The organism is Aeromonas sp. s10, assembly GCF_040907975.1.
Lineage (GTDB): Bacteria > Pseudomonadota > Gammaproteobacteria > Enterobacterales > Aeromonadaceae > Aeromonas > Aeromonas caviae.
This window is the reverse complement of the sequence record NZ_JBFOCV010000006.1, coordinates 308,529-327,104: the sequence shown is the minus strand read 5'-3', so window position 1 is coordinate 327,104 and position 18,576 is coordinate 308,529. Positions and strand designations below refer to the sequence as shown.

At 64.4% G+C, this 18,576-nt stretch carries 16 protein-coding genes; 9 read left to right on the top strand and 7 right to left on the bottom strand.

Features of this window, described 5'->3' with window-relative positions:
- Positions 1-20 precede the first annotated feature (20 nt).
- A complete protein-coding gene (locus tag AB5Y59_RS02020; protein ID WP_104455806.1) occupies positions 21-1,256 on the bottom strand; it encodes an MFS transporter in 1,236 nt (411 codons plus the stop codon).
- Between the two features lie 215 nt (positions 1,257-1,471).
- On the opposite strand from AB5Y59_RS02020, the gene AB5Y59_RS02015 reads away from it, so the two are divergent.
- The gene (locus tag AB5Y59_RS02015) at positions 1,472-2,221 is read left to right on the top strand and encodes a hypothetical protein (RefSeq protein ID WP_368211386.1); all 750 of its coding nucleotides are present in this window, start codon (positions 1,472-1,474) and stop codon (positions 2,219-2,221) included.
- A 9-nt stretch (positions 2,222-2,230) separates the two neighbouring features.
- Here the strand turns inward: AB5Y59_RS02015 and AB5Y59_RS02010 are convergent, their stop codons facing one another.
- From AB5Y59_RS02010 to AB5Y59_RS02000, 3 genes are all read right to left on the bottom strand, one after another.
- A complete protein-coding gene (locus AB5Y59_RS02010) occupies positions 2,231-2,692 on the bottom strand; it encodes a DUF2919 domain-containing protein (RefSeq protein ID WP_045524977.1) in 462 nt (153 codons plus the stop codon).
- Positions 2,693-2,836: 144 nt separating this feature from the next.
- Positions 2,837-3,784, bottom strand: coding sequence for a magnesium/cobalt transporter CorA (corA, locus tag AB5Y59_RS02005; protein ID WP_005301617.1), 948 nt, complete (start codon positions 3,782-3,784; stop codon positions 2,837-2,839).
- Positions 3,785-4,199: 415 nt separating this feature from the next.
- Entirely contained in the window at positions 4,200-5,843 is a 1,644-nt protein-coding gene (locus AB5Y59_RS02000; protein WP_368211384.1) for an electron transfer flavoprotein-ubiquinone oxidoreductase, read from the bottom strand.
- A 126-nt stretch (positions 5,844-5,969) separates the two neighbouring features.
- Between AB5Y59_RS02000 and AB5Y59_RS01995 the strand changes: the two genes are divergently transcribed.
- The 5 genes from AB5Y59_RS01995 (at position 5,970) to aroG (ending at position 11,769) form a co-directional block, all read left to right on the top strand.
- Complete coding sequence (locus AB5Y59_RS01995; RefSeq protein WP_368211383.1) at positions 5,970-6,719, top strand: electron transfer flavoprotein subunit beta/FixA family protein; 750 nt, start codon at positions 5,970-5,972, stop codon at positions 6,717-6,719.
- A 103-nt stretch (positions 6,720-6,822) separates the two neighbouring features.
- Complete coding sequence (locus tag AB5Y59_RS01990) at positions 6,823-7,752, top strand: electron transfer flavoprotein subunit alpha/FixB family protein (RefSeq protein ID WP_042017251.1); 930 nt, start codon at positions 6,823-6,825, stop codon at positions 7,750-7,752.
- Between the two features lie 224 nt (positions 7,753-7,976).
- Positions 7,977-9,065 carry a 3-phosphoserine/phosphohydroxythreonine transaminase gene (gene serC, locus AB5Y59_RS01985; RefSeq protein WP_010674452.1) on the top strand — a complete coding sequence of 363 codons (1,089 nt, stop codon included), beginning with the start codon at positions 7,977-7,979 and terminating at the stop codon, positions 9,063-9,065.
- A 170-nt stretch (positions 9,066-9,235) separates the two neighbouring features.
- The gene (gene aroA / locus AB5Y59_RS01980) at positions 9,236-10,516 is read left to right on the top strand and encodes a 3-phosphoshikimate 1-carboxyvinyltransferase (protein WP_041212941.1); all 1,281 of its coding nucleotides are present in this window, start codon (positions 9,236-9,238) and stop codon (positions 10,514-10,516) included.
- Positions 10,517-10,713: 197 nt separating this feature from the next.
- Positions 10,714-11,769 (top strand): 3-deoxy-7-phosphoheptulonate synthase AroG, encoded by a 1,056-nt coding sequence (gene aroG / locus AB5Y59_RS01975; RefSeq protein WP_041212942.1) that lies wholly within the window; start codon positions 10,714-10,716, stop codon positions 11,767-11,769.
- Positions 11,770-11,855: 86 nt separating this feature from the next.
- On the opposite strand, the gene AB5Y59_RS01970 is transcribed toward aroG, so the two are convergent.
- Entirely contained in the window at positions 11,856-12,578 is a 723-nt protein-coding gene (locus AB5Y59_RS01970) for a TerC family protein (RefSeq protein ID WP_010674455.1), read from the bottom strand.
- 117 nt (positions 12,579-12,695) lie between these two features.
- Here AB5Y59_RS01970 and AB5Y59_RS01965 point away from each other — a divergent pair, with 117 nt between their 5' ends.
- From AB5Y59_RS01965 to AB5Y59_RS01955, 3 genes are all read left to right on the top strand, one after another.
- Positions 12,696-13,811, top strand: coding sequence for an ATP-NAD kinase family protein (locus AB5Y59_RS01965; RefSeq protein WP_069652588.1), 1,116 nt, complete (start codon positions 12,696-12,698; stop codon positions 13,809-13,811).
- A gap of 107 nt (positions 13,812-13,918) precedes the next feature.
- On the top strand, positions 13,919-14,197 hold the full coding sequence (locus AB5Y59_RS01960; protein WP_010674457.1) for a YfcL family protein: 279 nt from the start codon (positions 13,919-13,921) through the stop codon (positions 14,195-14,197).
- A 99-nt stretch (positions 14,198-14,296) separates the two neighbouring features.
- The gene (locus AB5Y59_RS01955; RefSeq protein ID WP_368211381.1) at positions 14,297-15,961 is read left to right on the top strand and encodes an AMP-binding protein; all 1,665 of its coding nucleotides are present in this window, start codon (positions 14,297-14,299) and stop codon (positions 15,959-15,961) included.
- 791 nt (positions 15,962-16,752) lie between these two features.
- Here AB5Y59_RS01955 and cdd read toward each other — a convergent pair.
- Together cdd and AB5Y59_RS01945 are read right to left on the bottom strand one after the other, a co-directional pair.
- Positions 16,753-17,634, bottom strand: a complete 882-nt coding sequence (cdd, locus tag AB5Y59_RS01950; protein WP_010674459.1) for a cytidine deaminase — start codon at positions 17,632-17,634, stop codon at positions 16,753-16,755.
- A gap of 226 nt (positions 17,635-17,860) precedes the next feature.
- Positions 17,861-18,547 (bottom strand): LrgB family protein, encoded by a 687-nt coding sequence (locus AB5Y59_RS01945; RefSeq protein WP_368211379.1) that lies wholly within the window; start codon positions 18,545-18,547, stop codon positions 17,861-17,863.
- Positions 18,548-18,576: the final 29 nt, after the last annotated feature.

Sequence of the window (18,576 nt, the reverse complement as noted above, 5' to 3'; positions counted from 1 at the left end):
GGATTCTTCTGATCCGGTGCTCACTGACTTCCTTGTCTGGCGGTGCCAGAGGCAGGATTATTGTTATCTCTTGTGCTCTTCAGGCTCCGGATGAGGAACCAGACACCGGCGCAGGCCACCAGGGTGCACGCAATGTTGATCCAGGCCAGGGTGGGGAAACCGTGCAGGGCGCCCCCCTCGTCGGAGACCAGATATCTGGCGGAGAACAGGCTGCCGAGGCCCGCGGCCACATTGGTGACCGAGCCCTGGAAAGACATGAAGGCGGCGCGCTGGTGGGGGGCCGGAATGGCCGCCGTGACCGCGAGGGTGGTGCTGGCACGGGCGGAGCTCAGGGCCATGAAGAGGGTGAACAGCAGATAGAGAGGCAGGCCTGCCGGCAAGGCAAAGCCCACCAGGGTGATCAGGGCTAGGGCCAGGCTGGTGAGCAGGATGGCGCCCTGGGCGCGGCCCTGATCGATCCAGCCGCCGCACAGGCGCATGGTGGCCATGCTGGCAAGGCCGCCGCACAGATAGAGGCTGGCGATCTGCTCGCGCGGGAAACCCAGGTTGAACTGGAAGTAGTTGGCAAAGTGCGGAATGAGCAGGAAGTGGCCGAACATCTGCAGGCAGAGGATGAAGAGGGCTCCCTGGCAGAGCGGTGACCCCAGCAACTGGCGCATCCCCTGGCCTGCCGGGGCCCGGTTGACCGGCAGGGACGGCAGCCAGATGGCACACAGCAGGGCCAGCAGCAGGCCGCCTGCACCAAACAAGAGGAAGGGGCTCTGCCAGCCAGACCACTGGGCCAGCACGAGGGCCGCGGGCACGATCAGAATGGCGGCCAGGGAAAACGCCATGCCCACGTAGGCGAGACGGCGGCCCCGCTCGGCGGGCGGTACCAGATCCAGCACCGCCGCCATCAGGATGGCACCCAGGGGGCCGGCCACGCAGCCGGACAGGATAAAGAGCAGCAGCAGGGTCTGGCTATCCTCGGCCAGGGCGCAAGCCATCAAGAGCAGGAAGCGCAGGACCAGCAGCACCAGCAGAGCGGGTTTGCGGTTGACCCGATCGAGCCAGGGGGCGGCCAGGAGGCCCAGCAGGGCGGCTCCCAGGGTGGCGCCGCCGCTGAAGTAACCTGTCTGCTCCGGGAGCATCCCCAGGCGGGTTACCAGTTCCGGGCCAAGGGGCATCACCATCATCATGCAGCCCATGGAGAGCATGTTGATGAGCAGCGCCAGGTGGATGGCGGCAGGGGTGGATGCGACGGATTCTGGCTTCATCAGAGGCTGACTCGAAAAAATGAGTCCGAATTGTATCCGAGGGTTTTTGTTGTGACAACAAATGATAACCATTTTTATTTGTATTGATTGGTATCTTAACGAGTCTTTATCAGGTGCCTCTGTGTGGGGATGCATACCAGGCCCGTTGTAATCGGGGCGCCATGGACCATGATGGCAGGAAGCGAGAGGGTGGCGGTGAACGCCGGGAGGAGAAGATGCGTGCTGGATCAGGGTATTGGGGGCTGGGGTGCTGCCTGTTGCTGGCATTGCCCCTGAGGGCCGAAGTGAAGGTCATACCGGTATTCGAGGCGGATGCCGCGGTGCAGACGCTCAAGGAGATCTACCCGGATCTCGGGGTGAGCGCCATGGGCAACCAGCTGGTACTGAGTGGAACCCCCGCCCAGTTGCAGGAGGCCGAGCGTACCCTGGCGCAAGTGAACCAGCCGCCCCAAAGCCTGCTCATCGAGTGGCGGGTGGATGGCGCCTCCAGCAGTCAGCAGGCCGGAGTGGGGCTGGGCCTGGATGCCAAACGGCAGTGGCTGCTGGGGGGGGATGCCCGGCACTATGAACGCAGCCAGAGTGACAACTGGCAGGTGCGTGGCCTCTCCGGGCGGCCCGTGTTGTTGCAGATGGGGTCCTATCAGCCGGTCACCTTTTACCAGTGGCAGGGGGGAAGGGTGGTGGGCATGATGCCGCTGATGAACGGTCTCTACGCCACCGCGACCCTGATAGGGGACAGGGTGCAGGTGGCCCTCAGCAGTGAACAGGCAAGAGTGGAGCGAGGCAACATACACACCGGCCAGAGTGCCACCGAGGTGAACGGCGCCCCGGGCCAGTGGCTGACGGTGGGGGAGCTTTCCACAACCCAAGGCAGCCGGGAGGCCGCGATCGCCAATCCATCAGGCATGGGCGGGGCCAGCGGCAGCGAACGCCAGACTCTGCAGATCCGGGTCACGCGCCAGTGAACCAGCCTGTCAGTGGGGCTGATCCAGAGCGTAATCCCGCAACTGGCGGCTTCTTAGCAGATACCAGAGCGCCCAGAGGCTGGCGATGAGCACCAGGGCGGTGGGCCAGTTGAACGACCACTGCTGCAGATTGAGGCTGTGCAGTTGCATCACCAGGCCGCTCGCGGTGGAGCAAAGCAGCAGAGCGCGGCTGTGGCGTCTGAGCCAGGCTCTGGCACTGTGGGTCTGGCGATGGGTGCCGCCGCAGGCGAGCAGCGCCAGCATGGCGGGCACGTCCGTCAGCAGGCTGACATAGAGGGTGAGCTTGTCCGGGTAGAAGAGGGTCAGGATGGCGCTGCCACTCTCCCGGGTGACCCCCGCCATCAGAAACAGCCAGACCGAGCGGGTCAGCAAGAGGGCGATGGGCCAGAACCAGAGCGGGGGGCGCAACTGGCCGTGATCGTCGTAACGGTGTTCGGGGTAGAGGGTCATGGTGGCCCGGTATCCATTCATGCAGTGCGAGTGATGAAGGGGATATGGGGCACAGGGCAGGCCATTGCAAGGTCGGCAACGGCCGGGAATTAATCGGGGGGCCAGCCCCCCCAATCCACAGTCTTTAGTTGCCGGGTTCCGGCGTCACAGCCAGCCTTTTCTCTTGAAGAAGAGACCGGTGCCCAGCGATGACATCACCATCAGCACCAGGGAGAGGGGGTAGCCGTATTCCCAGGCGAGCTCCGGCATGCGGCCAAAGTTCATGCCGTAGATGCTGGCGATAAGGGTCGGCGGCAGGAAGATCACCGCGGCTACCGAGAAGATCTTGATCACCTTGTTCTGCTCCAGATTGGTCACCCCCATGGAGGCCTCCAGCTGGAAGTTGATCTTGTCGAACAGGAACTGGGTATGGGGCAGCAGGGATTCCACGTCGTGCAGCATCTCGTCGATCCACTTGTTCTGCTCCCCCGTCATGCGCTGGCGCAGACTGCGTTTGAGGAAGCGCAGGGCGCGGCGGGTATCGTGCAGGGAGAGACGGATCTGGCCGTTGGCCTCTTCCTGGGCCATCAGCTCCTTGAGCATGGGGTTGATCTGGTCCGGCTCGAAGATCTGATCGGCGGTGTTCTCCAGGGTCTTGTAGCCATCCTCGATCAGGTCTGAGAGATACTCCACCTTGAGGTTCTGCACCTCCAGCAGGATGTCGAGGGCGTCTTCGACCTCCAGCCTGTCCTGGCGCATGTAGTGGCGCAGCAGACGCACCAGGCCGATGTCGTCCTCGCGGATGCTGATCAGCAGGTTGTTGCGCAGGGTAAAAGAGACGTGCACACCCTTGGTGTCGCGACCGATGCGCTGGGGAAACAGGGAGTGGATGTGCAGACCGTCGGTGTCCCAGTAGAAGCGGGCGGATGCCTCGATGTCATCGAGCTCCTCCTTGTCCGGCACCTCCTCCAGGAACAGGCCCGTCAACCATTCTCGCTCCGCTGTGTCCGGCTTGTAGGCATCCAGCCAGACGGTGTTGTCGGGAACGATGTCATCCGGCCCGAGCGTGACTATGTCCAGCACCTTGTTGTTGAGAATGTAGGCGGTGATCATCTGTCCCCCCTTAAGAAGTCATGGGTAATCAGGGATGGTTGCACAGGTTCATGCGGCCTTAGATCGCACGGAAAGCGATCCCATGAAATAGCATAACGAGGCCGATGGACAACCTGAATGCGGCGAACTATACAGGGGCGGGACCCGCTTGTCAGGGCCTATTCATCGGGGGTTCAGCCTGTTCGCTCAAAAAATCGGCGAGGTCGGATCAGCCACGCCGACCTCGAAACGGGCGATCCCGACGTCGCCTCCTTTGTTCGCCCTGGAGTGGAGGAGGGTCCGGGCTCACCGGCGGGAATGACGGGTTGCTGGTCGCCCTGCGACAGCCCCCGGCCAAGCGCAGGAAACGGTCTCCGTGCGGTGTTCCGGGGCTGCGTCTCCTTGTTATCTGCTCTGGTTTGCGTGGGCAAGCCTGTTACATATTGGGATAGTTGGGGCCCGAGCCACCCTGGGGCGGCGTCCAGACGATATTCTGGCTGGGATCCTTGATGTCGCAGGTTTTGCAGTGAATGCAGTTGGCAGCGTTGATCTGCAGCCTTGGCCGGGTATCCCCATCGAGGATCTCGAACACCCCCGCCGGGCAGTAGCGCTGGGCGGGTTCGGCCCAGGTGGGCAGGTTGACCTCGACCGGAATGCGCGCGTCCTGAAGGGTCAGGTGACAGGGTTGATCCTCGTCGTGGCTGGTGCTGGCCAGATAGACGGAAGAGAGCTTGTCGAAGCTGAGCTTGCCGTCGGGTTTGGGGTAGTCGATGGGCTGGCAACGGCTGACCAGGCGCAGCTGGCGGTAATCCGGCTCCTTGTCCAGCAGAGTAAAAGGAGAGGTCAAGGCAAAGAGTCGCTGCTCCAGCCAGTTGAAGGCGCCGCCGAGCCAGGGGCCGAAGCGGTGCAGGGCGGCCCCAACGTTGCGGGCCCTCTTCAGTTCCCGGGTCAGCCAGCTTTGCAGCAGCGCGTCCTGAAACTCGGCCAGATCCCGTCCCCCTTCATCCCCTCCTCGCAGTGCCATGGCGACCGTCGCGGCCGCCACCATGCCGGACTTCATGGCAGTGTGGATCCCCTTGATGCGGGAGAAGTCCAGGGTGCCCGCGTCACAGCCGATGAGCAGGCCGCCGGGAAAGTGCATGCGCGGCAATGAGTGCCAGCCCCCCTTGGCGATGGCCCGTGCGCCGTAGCTGATGCGCTCGCCCCCCTGCAACGTTGCCGCGATGAGGGGGTGGTGCTTGAGACGCTGGAATTCGTCAAAGGGGCTGAGCCAGGGATTCTGGTAGTTGAGATCGACGATAAGGCCGACCGCCACCTGATCCTGGGCCAGATGATAGAGATAAAAGCCCCCCTGACTCTTGTTGCCCTTTCCCTCACCAAGGGGCCAGCCGCTGCCATGGAGCACCCGCCCAGGATGGGATTGTCCCGCAGGCACCTGCCACAACTCCTTGAAGCCGATGGCGTAATGCTGCGGCTGGGCGCTATTTTCCAGATGGAATCGGGCGATCAGCTGCTTGCCGAGGTGGCCGCGCGCCCCTTCGGCAAACAGGGTATAGCGGCCATACAGGGCCATGCCGGGCACGTGATCCGGCTTGGGGTTGCCCTCCTTGTCGAGGCCAAGATCGCCGGTCACCACCCCGCGCACCCGGCCCTCCTCCACGATGAGGGTGCTCGCCGCAAAGCCCGGGTAGATCTCGACTCCGAGGGCCTCGGCCTGCTTGCCGAGCCAGCGGCAGAGGGTGCCGAGGCTGATGATGTGGCTGCCGTCGTTGTGCATGCGGGGTGGCACCGCCCAGTGGGGCAGTTGCAGGGAGCGGCTGTCGCTTTGCAGCAGATGGACCTGATCATCCGTCACCGGCACGCCGAGGGGGGCCTCCTGCCAGCTCTCTGGCAGCAGCTCCCTGAGGGCGACGGGATCGAGCAGGGCGCCGGAGATGAGGTGGGCGCCGATCTCGGCCCCCTTCTCCAGCAGGCAGACCGAGAGGGCCGGGGCCTGCTGCTTCAATGCGATGGCGGCGCTCAGGCCTGCCGGGCCGCCACCGACGATGACGACATCAAATTCCATTGCTTCGCGTTCCATCTTGCCTCTGCGCTCGACTTGGCCTAGGGTAGTGCTGGTAGTTTACGTAAACGTAAACCACTTTGTCAGCAGAAAAGTGAGTGACGACAAGGTGGACCCACACAACAGGTATGAGGGATGACCGCCATGAAGCTGCTGGTCGCAGTCAAACGGGTCGTTGATTACAACGTCAGGATCCGGGTCAAGGGGGATGGCTCCGATGTGGAGCTCGCCAATGTGAAGATGGGCATCAACCCGTTTTGTGAAATCGCGGTGGAGGAGGGGGTCAGGCTGCGGGAAGCCGGCGTGGCATCCGAGCTGGTGGTGGTGACCTTCGGCCCCGAGGCTGCGGCCGAGCAGTTGCGCCATGCCCTGGCGCTGGGGGCGGATCGGGCGCTGCACTATGTTACCGGCGAGACCCTGACCCCGCTCACCGTGGCCCGGGCCCTGCAAACGGTGTGCGGGCAGGAGCAGCCCGACCTGGTGCTGCTCGGCAAACAGTCCATCGATTCGGACAACAATCAGGTAGGGCAGATGCTCGCCGCCCTCAATGACTGGCCGCTTGCCACCTTCGCCTCCGCCATCAGGCTGGTGGAGGGGGAATTGCAAGTGACCCGCGAGATAGACGGTGGCCTCGAGACCCTCGGGATGGGGCTGCCCGCCGTGGTGACCGTGGACTTGCGCCTCAACGAGCCGCGCTTCGCCTCCCTCCCCAACATCATGAAGGCCAAGCGCAAGCCGCTGGAGAGCCAGCCGTTCGCCGCCCTCGGGGTAGCGCCGGCCGGCCAGACACGGCAGCTCGGAGTGATGGCGCCGCCGGTGCGCAGCGCCGGCATCAGGGTGGGCTCGGTGGACGAGCTGCTGGACAAGCTCAAGCACGAAGCCCGGGTGCTCTGATGGGCAGGTGCATGAGAGGGATGCCTCCCGCAGGCGTGAGCGCCATGCATGGGGCAGCGGCCCAGGGGAGCAAGGGATCAATGGATGACATGAAGGTGCTGCCATGAGCGTACTTGTGATTGCGGAACATCATCAGGGGCGGATCGCCGACAACCTGGCCCAGCTGGTCACGGCGGCGGGGCGCCTGGGGGGCGAGGTGCATCTCTTGCTGCTGGGGCAGGGGCTGACGGAGGCGGGGGAACAGGCCGCCGCCCTCACGGGGGTAAACCGGGTGCTGCTGGCGGAACATCCCATGCTGGCGGAGGGGCTCAACGACGGGGTCGACAGACTGCTCGCCGAGGTGGCCAGGGACTACCAGCACTGCCTGATGGCGGCCAGCAGCCAGGGCAAGGATCTGCTGCCGCGAGTGGCGGCCAGGCTCGGAGTGGAGATGATCGCCGAGGTGACCGGCATCGAGGGGCCCGACACTTTCCTGCGTCCCATCTATGCGGGCAACGCCATCGCCCGGGTGGCGAGCAGCGCCCCCGTCAAGGTGCTCACCGTGCGGCCCACCGCGTTCGCCAAGGCCGGGTCCGGGGAGGAGCGTGCCGTGATGGAATCGCTGCCGGTGGCCGAGGTGCGCTGCCGTACCCGGCTCATCGAGCGGCGTGCGGTGCGCTCCGCCAGACCCGAGCTCGGGGCGGCCCGGGTGGTGGTCTCCGGCGGGCGGGCACTCGGCTCGAAAGAGCACTTTGCCCTCATCGACGCTCTGGCGGACAAGCTGGGGGCTGCCGTCGGGGCATCGCGGGCCGCCGTGGATGCGGGTTATGTCTCCAACGACCTGCAGGTGGGGCAGACCGGCAAGGTGGTGGCCCCCGAGCTCTACATCGCGGTGGGCATCTCGGGCGCCATCCAGCATCTGGCGGGGATGAAGGAGTCCAAGGTGATCGTCGCCATCAACAAGGACGCCGAGGCCCCCATCTTCCAGGTGGCGGACTACGGTCTGGTGGGGGATCTCTTCACCCTGCTGCCGGAGCTCACCGCCAAGCTGTAAATTTGCCACAAAGGGGCGAAGAAAGCCGTCCGTGCTGTCTCGCCCCCGTTTCCATGCATATTCTCTGCAAGCCCTGGCCCGTTCAGGGCTTTTGTCTGATGGGTGCCCGGTGGCGCCAGGGCAAAAGGTTGCGCTGGATCCCAAAAAGCCTTTGCCCCCACGGGGGGCTGTCGTGTAAAAACGTTCGAGTCACCGATCACACACATCCATTCACGGAAAGCGTCATGAGCAAACAGATTTACAACTTCTGCGCCGGCCCCGCCATGTTGCCGGTTGAAGTCATGGAGCGCGCCCAGCGCGAATTTTGTAATTTCCAGGGGCTGGGAGCCTCGGTCATGGAGCTTTCCCATCGCGGCAAGCCCTATATGGCGGTCGCCGAGAAGGCCGAAGCGGACCTGCGCGACCTGCTGGCGGTGCCGGACAACTACAAGGTGCTCTTCATGCACGGCGGTGGCCGCGGCCAGTTCTCCGCCGTGCCCATGAACTTGCTGGGTGGCGCCAACAAGAAGGCGGATTACCTGGTGACCGGCGTCTGGGCCCAGAGCGCCGTGGATGAAGCCCAGAAATACGGTGACATCCAGACCTTCCAGGGGGTGGCCAAGAACGAGCAGGGGGTCTCCCACCTGCTGCCGACGCCGGCGTTTCGCGCCGATGCCGCCTATGTGCACTACTGCCCGAACGAAACCATCGATGGCATCGAGATGTTCGACATCCCGGCAACCGGCGATGTGCCCCTGGTGGCGGATCTCTCCTCCACCATCCTCTCCCGTCCCCTCGACGTGAGCCGCTTCGGCATCCTCTACGCCGGTGCCCAGAAGAACATAGGCCCCTCTGGTCTGGCCATCGCCATCGTGCGCGATGACCTGCTGAACCAGGCCCGCGCCGATGTGCCGTCCATCTTCGACTACCAGCTCACCGCCAAGAACGACTCCATGTTCAACACGCCCCCCACCTACGCCTGGTACCTGGCCGGTCTGGTGTTCGAGTGGCTCAAGGAGCAGGGTGGCCTGGCGGCGATGGAAGCACGCAACAAGGAGAAGGCCGACTTCCTCTACGGCTACCTCGATCAGTCGAGCTTCTATGGCAACAAGGTGGATGTGGCCTGCCGCTCCCGCATGAACGTGCCCTTCCAGCTGAAGAACGAGGCTCTGGACAAGCTGTTCCTGGCGGAATCGGAAGCGGCCGGTCTGCTGGCCCTCAAGGGACACCGCATCGTCGGTGGCATGCGCGCCAGCCTCTACAACGCCATGCCCCTGGAAGGGGTCAAGGCCCTGGTCAGCTTTATGGATGACTTTGCCAAACGCCACGGTTGAGGCGTGTCTCCCCATTGCCAGACGCCGGGGACTCCCCGGCGTCTGTTTTTCAGACCCATCCTGACCCAGGCCGCCCTCTCCCGCGGTCGTGCCACTGTCGAACTTGCCGCGGGGGACGCGGGCTGTTAACGTCCGGTCAGGTGATTTAATTGAGATCGAACAGGAAGTCTATGAATTCGTTGCGTTTGGAACCCATTTCTAGCGTGGCCGGGGTGGTCAATCTGCCCGGCTCCAAGAGTGTCTCTAACCGGGCCCTGCTGCTGGCGGCCCTGGCCCGGGGCACCACCCGGCTGACCAACCTGCTCGACAGCGATGACATCCGCCACATGCTGGCGGCGCTGACCCAGCTCGGCGTCAAGTACAAGCTCTCCGCCGACAAGACCGAGTGCACCGTGCACGGTCTGGGTCGCAGCTTCGCGGTCTCGGCACCGGTCAACCTGTTCCTCGGCAATGCCGGTACTGCCATGCGCCCCCTGTGCGCCGCCCTGTGCCTGGGCTCCGGCGAGTACACCCTGGGCGGCGAGCCGCGCATGGAAGAGCGCCCCATCGGTCACCTGGTGGATGCCCTGCGCGAAGCGGGTGCCCACATCCAGTACCTGAAGAAAGATGGCTATCCGCCCCTGGTGGTGGATGCCAAGGGGCTCTGGGGTGGCGATGTCCACATCGACGGCTCCGTCTCCAGCCAGTTCCTGACGGCGTTTTTGATGGCGGCCCCCATGGCGGCCGGCGACACCCGCATCCACATCAAGGGGGAGCTGGTCTCCAAGCCCTACATCGACATCACCCTGCACATCATGAAGCAGTTCGGGGTGGTCATCGAGCACGACGACTACAAGGTGTTCTACATCAAGGGCAACCAGACCTATGTCAGCCCGGGGGACTTCCTGGTGGAAGGGGATGCCTCCAGCGCCTCCTACTTCCTCGCGGCGGGCGCCATCAAGGGCAAGGTGCGGGTTACCGGCATCGGCAAGCACAGCATCCAGGGGGACATCCACTTCGCCGACGTACTGGAGAAGATGGGGGCCCGCATCACCTGGGGCGATGACTTCATCGAGGCCGAGCAGGGGCCGTTGCACGGCATCGACATGGACATGAACCACATCCCGGATGCGGCCATGACCATCGCCACCACGGCGCTGTTTGCCGAGGGCACCACCACCATCCGCAACATCTACAACTGGCGGGTGAAGGAGACCGACCGCCTGCACGCCATGGCGACCGAGCTGCGCAAGCTGGGCGTGGAAGTGGAGGAGGGGCACGACTTCATCACCGTGATCCCGCCCGCACAGCTGACCCACGCGGCCATCGACACCTACAACGATCACCGCATCGCCATGTGCTTCTCCCTGGTGGCACTCTCCGATACGCCGGTCACCATCAATGATCCGGGTTGCACCTCCAAGACCTTCCCGGACTACTTCGACAAGCTGGCCAGCGTCAGTCAGGCCTGAGCCCTTTCGGCCCGCTTCGTGCGGGCCTTTTCATCACTGCCCCCCGCTTTTTTCATGCCTCCTAGCAGCATTATGCAAACTTGCAAGGTGCGATAATAAAATTCCTTGTCGAAGAATGTAATTTTCTATTTACACCGACCCGGCACAGGGCTAGATTGAGATCTCTTTATCGCAGTCATCTAGCAGGAAACTTGGTCATGCAGCATCAAACCGACGACGTTCGTATCAGTGAAATCAAAGAGTTATTGCCCCCGGTTGCGGTGCTTGAGAAGTTTCCGGCGACCGACACCGCCTCGGCCACCGTGTTTGAATCCCGTCAGGCCATCCACAACATCCTGGCCGGCGACGATGATCGCCTGCTGGTGGTGATCGGCCCCTGCTCCATCCACGATCCGGTCGCCGCCCTGGAATACGGCAAACGCCTCAAGGTGCTGCGCGACGAGCTGAAAGATCAGCTGGAGATCGTGATGCGGGTCTACTTCGAAAAACCCCGTACCACAGTGGGCTGGAAGGGGCTGATCAACGACCCCTACCTCGACAACAGCTGCCAGATCAACGACGGCCTGCGCCTGGGTCGCAAGCTCTTGCTGGATCTCAACGACATGGGGCTGCCGACCGCCTCCGAGTTCCTCGACATGATCACCCCGCAATACGTGGCGGATCTGATGAGCTGGGGTGCCATCGGCGCCCGTACCACCGAATCCCAGGTACACCGCGAGCTGGCCTCCGGTCTCTCCTGCCCGGTGGGCTTCAAGAACGGCACCGACGGCACCATCAAGGTGGCCATCGATGCCATCGGCGCCGCCAGCGCCCCGCACCACTTCCTGTCGGTGACCAAGTACGGCCACTCCGCCATCGTCTCGACCGCTGGCAACCCGGACTGTCACATCATCCTGCGCGGTGGCCGCGAGCCCAACTACAGCGCCCGTCACGTGGATGAGGTGGTGAGTGGTCTGGACAAGGCCGGTCTGCCCCAGAAAGTGATGATCGACTTCAGCCACGCCAACAGCAGCAAGCAGTTCAAGAACCAGATGCTGGTGGCCGAGGACGTGGCCGGTCAGCTGCGTGCCGGCAGCAAGGCGGTGTTCGGCGTCATGGTGGAGAGTCACCTGGTGGAAGGGCGTCAGGATCTGGTGGACGGGTGCGAGCTCACCTTCGGCCAGAGCATCACCGACGCCTGCATCGGCTGGGCCGATACCGAGGTGCTGCTGCGCAACCTGGCGGACGCCGTGGCCGCTCGCAACGCCCTCTGAGCCCAAGGCGCCCCGTTGGCGGGGCAATAAAAAAGCGCGACCCTGGGTCGCGCTTTTTGTTTGGCCATCTCTCGGCAGGTCGCGGTTTACTTGGCCCGCTCCTGGTGGCCGCGCAGGCGGATGTTGATCATCTCCACCACCAGCGAGAAGGCCATGGCGAAGTAGATGTAACCCTTGGGAATGTGCAGATCCAGCCCTTCGGCCATCAGCGCCACCCCGACCAGAATAAGGAAGGAGAGGGCCAGCATCTTGATGGTGGGGTGGGTATCGACGAAGTCGCCGATGGCCTTGGCGGCAAACATCATGACGCCGACGGCGATGATGATGGCCAGCACCATGACAGGGACATGATCCGCCATGCCCACGGCGGTGATGACGGAGTCCAGGCTGAAGATGATGTCGAGGATGGCGATCTGCACTAGGGTGGACAGGAAGCCCGCGGTCTTGCTCACCACACCCGCCTCTTCGGCGGCCCCTTCCAGGCTCTGGTGGATCTCGTGGGTGCTCTTGGCGATGAGGAACAGACCCCCCACCAGCAGGATGAGATCCCGTCCCGAGATGGCTTCCCCCAGCACGGTGAAGAGGGGCTCGGTGAGGCGCATCACCCAGGCCAAGGAGAGCAGCAGCAGGATGCGGGTGCCCATGGCGAGCCCCAGCCCCAGGATGCGCGCTTTCTGGCGCTGGGCTTCCGGCAGACGACCCACCAGGATGGAGATGAAAATGATGTTGTCGATGCCGAGCACGATCTCGAGCAGGGTCAGGGTGGCGAGCGCGACCCAGGCGGAGGGGTCCGCAATCCATTCCAGCATGATTGAACCTTGGTTGAACAGTGATTGAGGTAGAAGCCGCGCATTTTAGCAGGGGGTCATGGCTTGTCCCAGTGGCGGGAAAAGATAAAAATGGCGGCGATCCAACAGGAGGGAAACATGTTTCGATTAGGGCTCATCATCAACCCCGTCGCCGGCATCGGCGGGGCCGTCGGTCTCAAGGGCAGTGACGGCATGGTCGCCGAGGCGCTGGCGCGCGGGGCCGTCCCCAAGGCCCGGGAGCGGGCTCGCCAGGCCCTGTTGCCCCTGTGCGAGCTGACCACCCCATTCGAGCTGCTGACGGTGGCCGAAGAGATGGGGGCCGACCTCGCCGCCGAGCTGGGGTTGCCCCATCGCATCGTCCATCGGCCTGCCGGGGCGCAGACGAGCGCCGAGGACACCCGGGCTGCCGCCCTGGCCCTGCGCGATGCCGGGGTGGATCTGCTGCTCTTCGCCGGTGGCGATGGCACCGCCCGTGACATCTGCGCGGCGGTGGGGGAGTCCTGCCATGTGCTCGGCATCCCGGCGGGGTGCAAGATCCACTCCGGGGTCTACGGGGTGACGCCGGCGGCGAGTGGCCGGGTGGCGGCCAGAATGATCGCAGGGGAGCTCCTGAGCCTGGTGGATGCGGAGGTGATGGACATCGACGAGGAGGCGTTTCGCGCCGGCAAGGTGCGCGCCCGCCACTACGGCCAGTTGCTGGTGCCCGGGGATCTGCGCTACGTGCAGGCGGTCAAGCAGGGGGGACGGGAGTCCGAGGAGCTGGTGCTCGCCGATCTTGCCGCCGGTGTGGTGGAGCAGATGGAGCCCGATACCCTCTACCTGATGGGGTCGGGGAGCACGGTGGCCGCCTGCATGGGGGAGCTGGGTCTGGAAAATACCTTGCTCGGTGTGGATCTGGTGGAAAATGGCCGGCTTATCGGGCAGGATCTCAGCGCCGCCGAGATCCTGACCCGGATCCGCGGCCGTCGCTGCCGTCTGATCATCACCCTGATCGGCGGTCAGGGACATCTGTTCGGGCGCGGAAATCAGCAATTGAGTCCAGACGTGATCCGGGCCGTCGGGCGCGAGCATATCCAGGTGCTCGCCACCAAAGCCAAGCTGGCGGCGCTAGAAGGCCGTCCGCTGCTGGTGGACACCGACGATCCGGCACTGAACCGGTCGTTGAGTGGTTATCTGCGCATAACCACGGGATACAAGGATCAGGTCATCTACCCGGTGGCCAACCCGGAATAGGACATCAAGGATGCGGCTGGCCTGGCGCCAGAGAGCCGCGATCAACCGGATCGCGGTTCCACTCCCCGAATTTTTTGCCGGCAACCCCGGAAATGAGGCTGCGTTAAATGACGATTCACGATTTTGAACACAAGTTGTTGGGACTGATCGACGCCATGGTCGCCACGGCCAGCGAAGACGAGCTGTTTGCGGGTGGCTATCTGCGAGGGCACATCTCCCTTGCGGTGGCGCGCGCCGAGCTGGAGGGCAAGACCCTGGTGCGGGACGTCAAGAGCTATGTGCTGCGCAGCCTGAACGAGGCCATCTTGCAAGGTGAGCTCTCCGAGCAGGACGAGGTGCTGGTGCAGGAGATGTGGAAGCGTCTGCAGGCCCAGGCGGAAGCTTGATCCCATTCGCAGTTCAAACACAAGTTTAAGTAATCTGCTTCCCTGAGTGTTATCAAAAGGTTAATAATGAGGCTCGCCTTTTGTTTCAGGGATTAAACCATGGCCTCCACCTCACGCATTGCCACCAGACTGCCGCTCGAGATGCTCTATCACTGGGAGCGGCAGTGTCCCGACCGAATCTATCTGCGTCAGACCATCCACCGCGAATACGTCGACTTCACCTGGGGTGAGGTTGCCGACGAGGCGCGGCGCATGGTGACGGCACTGCGCGCCCTGGGCCTGGAGCCCGGTGACAAGGTAGCGCTGCTCTCCAAGAACTGCGCCCAGTGGTTCATCGCCGATCTGGCGATGCAGATGGGGGGATACGTGAGCGTGCCCATCTACCCCACCGCCAACGTCGACACCATCGAATACGTGCTGCGCCACAGCGAAACCAGGGCGATCTTCGTCGGCAAGCTGGACGACTGGAAGAGCCAGGAGGCGGGGGTGCCCGGGGATCTGCTGCGCATCGCCCTGCCTTACGACACCATGCCGGCCGCCCACCAGTGGGACGATCTGCTGGCGCAATACGACCCCATCCCGGACAGCCCGGTGCAGGCGCCGGATGCCCTGCTGAGCCTGGTCTACACCTCCGGCAGCACCGGCAAGCCCAAGGGGGCCATGCTGAGCGTGGAGCGCTACGCCTGGTCCTGCGAGAAGCTGGTGGAGGCGGTCTCCCTCACCGCCGAGGATCGCGGCTTCTCCTACCTGCCCCTTGCCCACATCACGGAGCGGGTCTACATCTACGGCGGCAGCCTGTTCAGCGGTGCCACCATCGCCTTCCCAGAATCCCTCGACACCTTCATCGAGGACGTCAAGCGCTGCCGTCCCACCGTCTTCATCTCGGTGCCGCGGCTCTGGGCCATGTTCCGCATCAAGATCCACGAGAAGCTGCCCCAGAAAAAGCTGGCGCTGCTGCTCAAGATCCCCCTCGTCTCCAGCCTCATCAAGAGCAAGCTGCAAAAGGGGCTGGGGCTGGATCAGGCGCGGGTGCTGGGCTGCGGCTCGGCGCCGGTGGCCCCGGCGCTGCTGGAGTGGTACTACAGCATCGGCATCCATATCACCGAGGCCTGGGGCATGACCGAGAACCACGCCTACTCCACCCTCAACTACCCGTTCCGGGCGGACAAGATAGGCACCGTCGGCAAGGCCGGGCCCGGGGTGACCATCAAGATCTCCGACGAGGGGGAGATCCTCTGTCGCTGCGACGGCATGATGGTGGGCTACTACAAGGATCCCGAGCACAGTGCAGAGGCCATCGACGCCGAGGGCTGGCTGCACACCGGTGACATGGGCAAGCTGGACAGGGAGGGTTACCTCACCATCACCGGCCGCATGAAGGACGTCTTCAAGACCGCCAAGGGCAAGTACGTGGCCCCGGTGCCCATCGAGGGGATGCTCGGGCAGGAGCCCATCATCGAGCAGCTCTGCGTCATCGGCTACGGCATGCCGCAGCCGGTCGCCCTGGTGCAGCTCGCCGAGAGCGCCATGAAGGGGGACAAGGCCGGGGTGGAGGCCCAACTGGAGGCTGCCCTCAATCGGGTCAACGACAAGCTGGAATCCCATGCTCGCCTGCGGGGCATCCTGGTGGTCAAGAGCCCCTGGAACATCGAGAACGGGGTGCTGACCCCCACCATGAAGATCCGCCGCCACCTGCTGGAACAAAAATACGCGGACATCGGCGAGCGCTGGTCCGGCAGCCAGCGCATCCTGTGGGAGTCCTGACAGGGACCGGCGCCGCCATATCGGCCACATCAATGACAGTCGGGGGAGCCAGTGGCTCCCCCGCTGTATTTCAGGGGGAAGCAACCCGACAGGGGGCTGGGGCATTGACCCCTTACCCGAGGTTTCCCGCCGCCATGCCGCCCCGCGTCGGGGGAATCGGCAGGGAAAGGTATTTGCAAAATCCATGGAGAGGCGGGATCCCAGTGGCTTGGCAAATGCATCTTGGGGTCACACACGGGGGCCGCCAGGGGCGGGGGCGGGCATTGACCCCTTCCCCGACGTTTCCCGCTGCCGCCATACCGCCCCTCATCAAGGGAACAGGCAGGGAAAGGTATTTGCAAAATCCATGGAGAGGCGGGATCCCAGTGGCTTGGTGAATGCATCTCGGGGTCACACACGGGGGCCGCCAGGGGCGGGGACGGGGTATTGGCCCCTTAACCTGGGCTTCCCGCCACCGCCATACCGCCCCGCGTCGGGGGAACGGCAGGGAAAGGTATTTGCAAAATCCATGGAAAGGCGGGATCCCAGTGGCTTGGCAAATGCATCTTGGGGTCACACACGGGGGTCGCAAGGGGCGGGGGCGGGGCATTGACCCCTTAACCTGGGCTTCCCGCCACCGCAGAGGAGGTCTGCCAATAAGGTTATCGGAGGGAGGTCGCCCTCACATGGGGCAGGGGGGCATCTGATGCACGGCGCCAGAGGCGCAGAGAAAGGGGGTGAGGGGCAGGATGAGAGCCGCAGAGAGCAAGAAGGGGAGCCGCAGCTCCCCTTCCCGTTGGCGGATGCCGGGGTCAGACGGCTTTGTACTCAAGCTCGACCGAGCCCAGCGCCTTCAGGGTGGACTGGGCGGAGTCCCGCTGGCTGATCTGGCCATCCTTGCTCTCCAGCAGCACGGCGCGGCGCACGGTGGCGAGATCCTCGCCACCCAGCACAGCGTGGGCGCAGGCCATCTGCATCGGCGGCAGGCTCGGGTTGAAGGCGGCGTTCTCGGCATAGCGGCCGCAGAAGATGCGCCCGTCCTCGAACTGCAGCGCCACCGCAGCATAGCCCTGGCTGTAGGGGGCATAGCTCTGGCGGGCGGCGGCGAGTGCAGCCTGCCACAGGGGGTCGTCGCTCTCGAGCACCAGCTCGTCGTGAGCCTGGGGGCTCATCAGGGCATCGGTGATCTCGAGATCGGCGGGGCCGAAGGAGTGGGGCAGGAAGGATTGCAGCTCGCTGAGATCGTCCGGCAGGGAGACCTTCAGGGTCTTGGCGGTGCTCAGCTCGTTCATGAACTGGCGGCAGTGGCCGCAGGGGGTGTAGTTCACGGTGATCTCGGAGATCCCGGTCTCGCCACCCAGCCAGGCGTTGGAGATGGCGGACTGCTCGGCATGGACCGAGTGGAACAGCCCCTGGCCCGCGAACTCCATGTTGGCGCCAAAGTACCAGGTGCCGCTCAGGCCGCAGGCGATGGCGCCGACGAAGAACCTGGAGATGGGGGCCACCGAGCAGGCGGCCGCCAGCGGCAGCAAGGCCAGACGCAGGGCCCTGTCATCCAGCCCGGTGGCGGCCTTCAGGGTCGCGACCTGGTCCGGGGTGAAACGGGCCTGGAAATCGTCCCCCAGCATGGGCAGCAGGGCGGCCTGGAGCGGGGCGGAAAGGGTCTCGAATGGCTTGGCAAAGCGGGGATGCATACTGTGTCCTCAAAGGCCAATTGGGGGGCCATTGTAGGGAGCAAGCGCGGCGAATTGTGTGAGCGCGCTCACGCCTTGATGGGCAAAGGGGCGGGGATGGTAAAGGAAACGTTTGTCTTTCGCAATCTGTGCGCCAGCTCCCGGCATCAGGGAGGCGAGGGTATCGGATGGAAACGGTGAAAGGGCACAGAGGCCATGGCCGCAGGGGCGGCCATGGCAACGGGGATCAGGCCAGCCAGTGGTAGAGGGCGAACAGCAGGGGGGCGATGGCCGCGGTCAGCACACCGCACACCACCATGGCCAGCGACGAGAAAGCGCCCTGGGTCACCCCCTGCTCGGCGGAGGCGGCGGTGCCGATGGCGTGGGCGCAGGCTCCCATGGCGAGCCCCTGGGCCTCGGGGTCGGTGACCCGCATCAGCTTGAGCAGGGGATAGCCCACCAGGGCCCCCAGGATCCCCACCACCACCACCACGGCGGCGGCGATGGCGGGAATGCCGCCGAGGGACTGGCTGACGCTCATGGCGAGCGGCGTGGTGATGGACTTGGTGGCGATGGAGGCGAGCAGCGCCGGATCCGCCCCCATCAGGTGGCCGACCCCCAGGGTGGTGCAGACCGAGATGAGCACCGCGGTGAGGGTACAGGCCAGGATGGGTGTGAGCTTGTCGCGGATCTGGCGTGCCTGCTGGTAAAGCGGCAGGGCCAGGGCCACCACGGCGGGTTCCAGCAGGGCGGTCAGGGGCGAGGCCCCCTGCTGGTACTGATCCAGGGGCAGATCGAGCCAGAGCAGCAGGCCGATGATGACGGCGGTGGGGATCAGCACCGGATTGATGACGGGCCAGGGCAGGCGGCGGTAGAGGGCCCGGGTCATGAAATAGAGGGCCAGGGTGAGGGGAATGGCCAACCAGAAGATCATGGCTGCATCCTTGTGATGACAGGGTAAGG

Bases quoted from the DNA above. Each gene is read 5' to 3' on its own strand.
- AB5Y59_RS01970 (WP_010674455.1), bottom strand. From the start codon at position 12,578: ATGCTGGAATGGATTGCGGACCCCTCCGCCTGGGTCGCGCTCGCCACC.
- AB5Y59_RS01955 (WP_368211381.1), top strand. From the start codon at position 14,297: ATGGCCTCCACCTCACGCATTGCCACCAGACTGCCGCTCGAGATGCTC.
- AB5Y59_RS01945 (WP_368211379.1), bottom strand. From the start codon at position 18,547: ATGATCTTCTGGTTGGCCATTCCCCTCACCCTGGCCCTCTATTTCATG.
- aroA (WP_041212941.1), top strand. From the start codon at position 9,236: ATGAATTCGTTGCGTTTGGAACCCATTTCTAGCGTGGCCGGGGTGGTC.
- serC (WP_010674452.1), top strand. From the start codon at position 7,977: ATGAGCAAACAGATTTACAACTTCTGCGCCGGCCCCGCCATGTTGCCG.
- AB5Y59_RS01995 (WP_368211383.1), top strand. From the start codon at position 5,970: ATGAAGCTGCTGGTCGCAGTCAAACGGGTCGTTGATTACAACGTCAGG.
- aroG (WP_041212942.1), top strand. From the start codon at position 10,714: ATGCAGCATCAAACCGACGACGTTCGTATCAGTGAAATCAAAGAGTTA.
- AB5Y59_RS01990 (WP_042017251.1), top strand. From the start codon at position 6,823: ATGAGCGTACTTGTGATTGCGGAACATCATCAGGGGCGGATCGCCGAC.
- AB5Y59_RS01960 (WP_010674457.1), top strand. From the start codon at position 13,919: ATGACGATTCACGATTTTGAACACAAGTTGTTGGGACTGATCGACGCC.
- AB5Y59_RS02010 (WP_045524977.1), bottom strand. From the start codon at position 2,692: ATGACCCTCTACCCCGAACACCGTTACGACGATCACGGCCAGTTGCGC.
- AB5Y59_RS02015 (WP_368211386.1), top strand. From the start codon at position 1,472: ATGCGTGCTGGATCAGGGTATTGGGGGCTGGGGTGCTGCCTGTTGCTG.
- corA (WP_005301617.1), bottom strand. From the start codon at position 3,784: ATGATCACCGCCTACATTCTCAACAACAAGGTGCTGGACATAGTCACG.
- AB5Y59_RS02000 (WP_368211384.1), bottom strand. From the start codon at position 5,843: ATGGAACGCGAAGCAATGGAATTTGATGTCGTCATCGTCGGTGGCGGC.
- AB5Y59_RS02020 (WP_104455806.1), bottom strand. From the start codon at position 1,256: ATGAAGCCAGAATCCGTCGCATCCACCCCTGCCGCCATCCACCTGGCG.
- AB5Y59_RS01965 (WP_069652588.1), top strand. From the start codon at position 12,696: ATGTTTCGATTAGGGCTCATCATCAACCCCGTCGCCGGCATCGGCGGG.
- cdd (WP_010674459.1), bottom strand. From the start codon at position 17,634: ATGCATCCCCGCTTTGCCAAGCCATTCGAGACCCTTTCCGCCCCGCTC.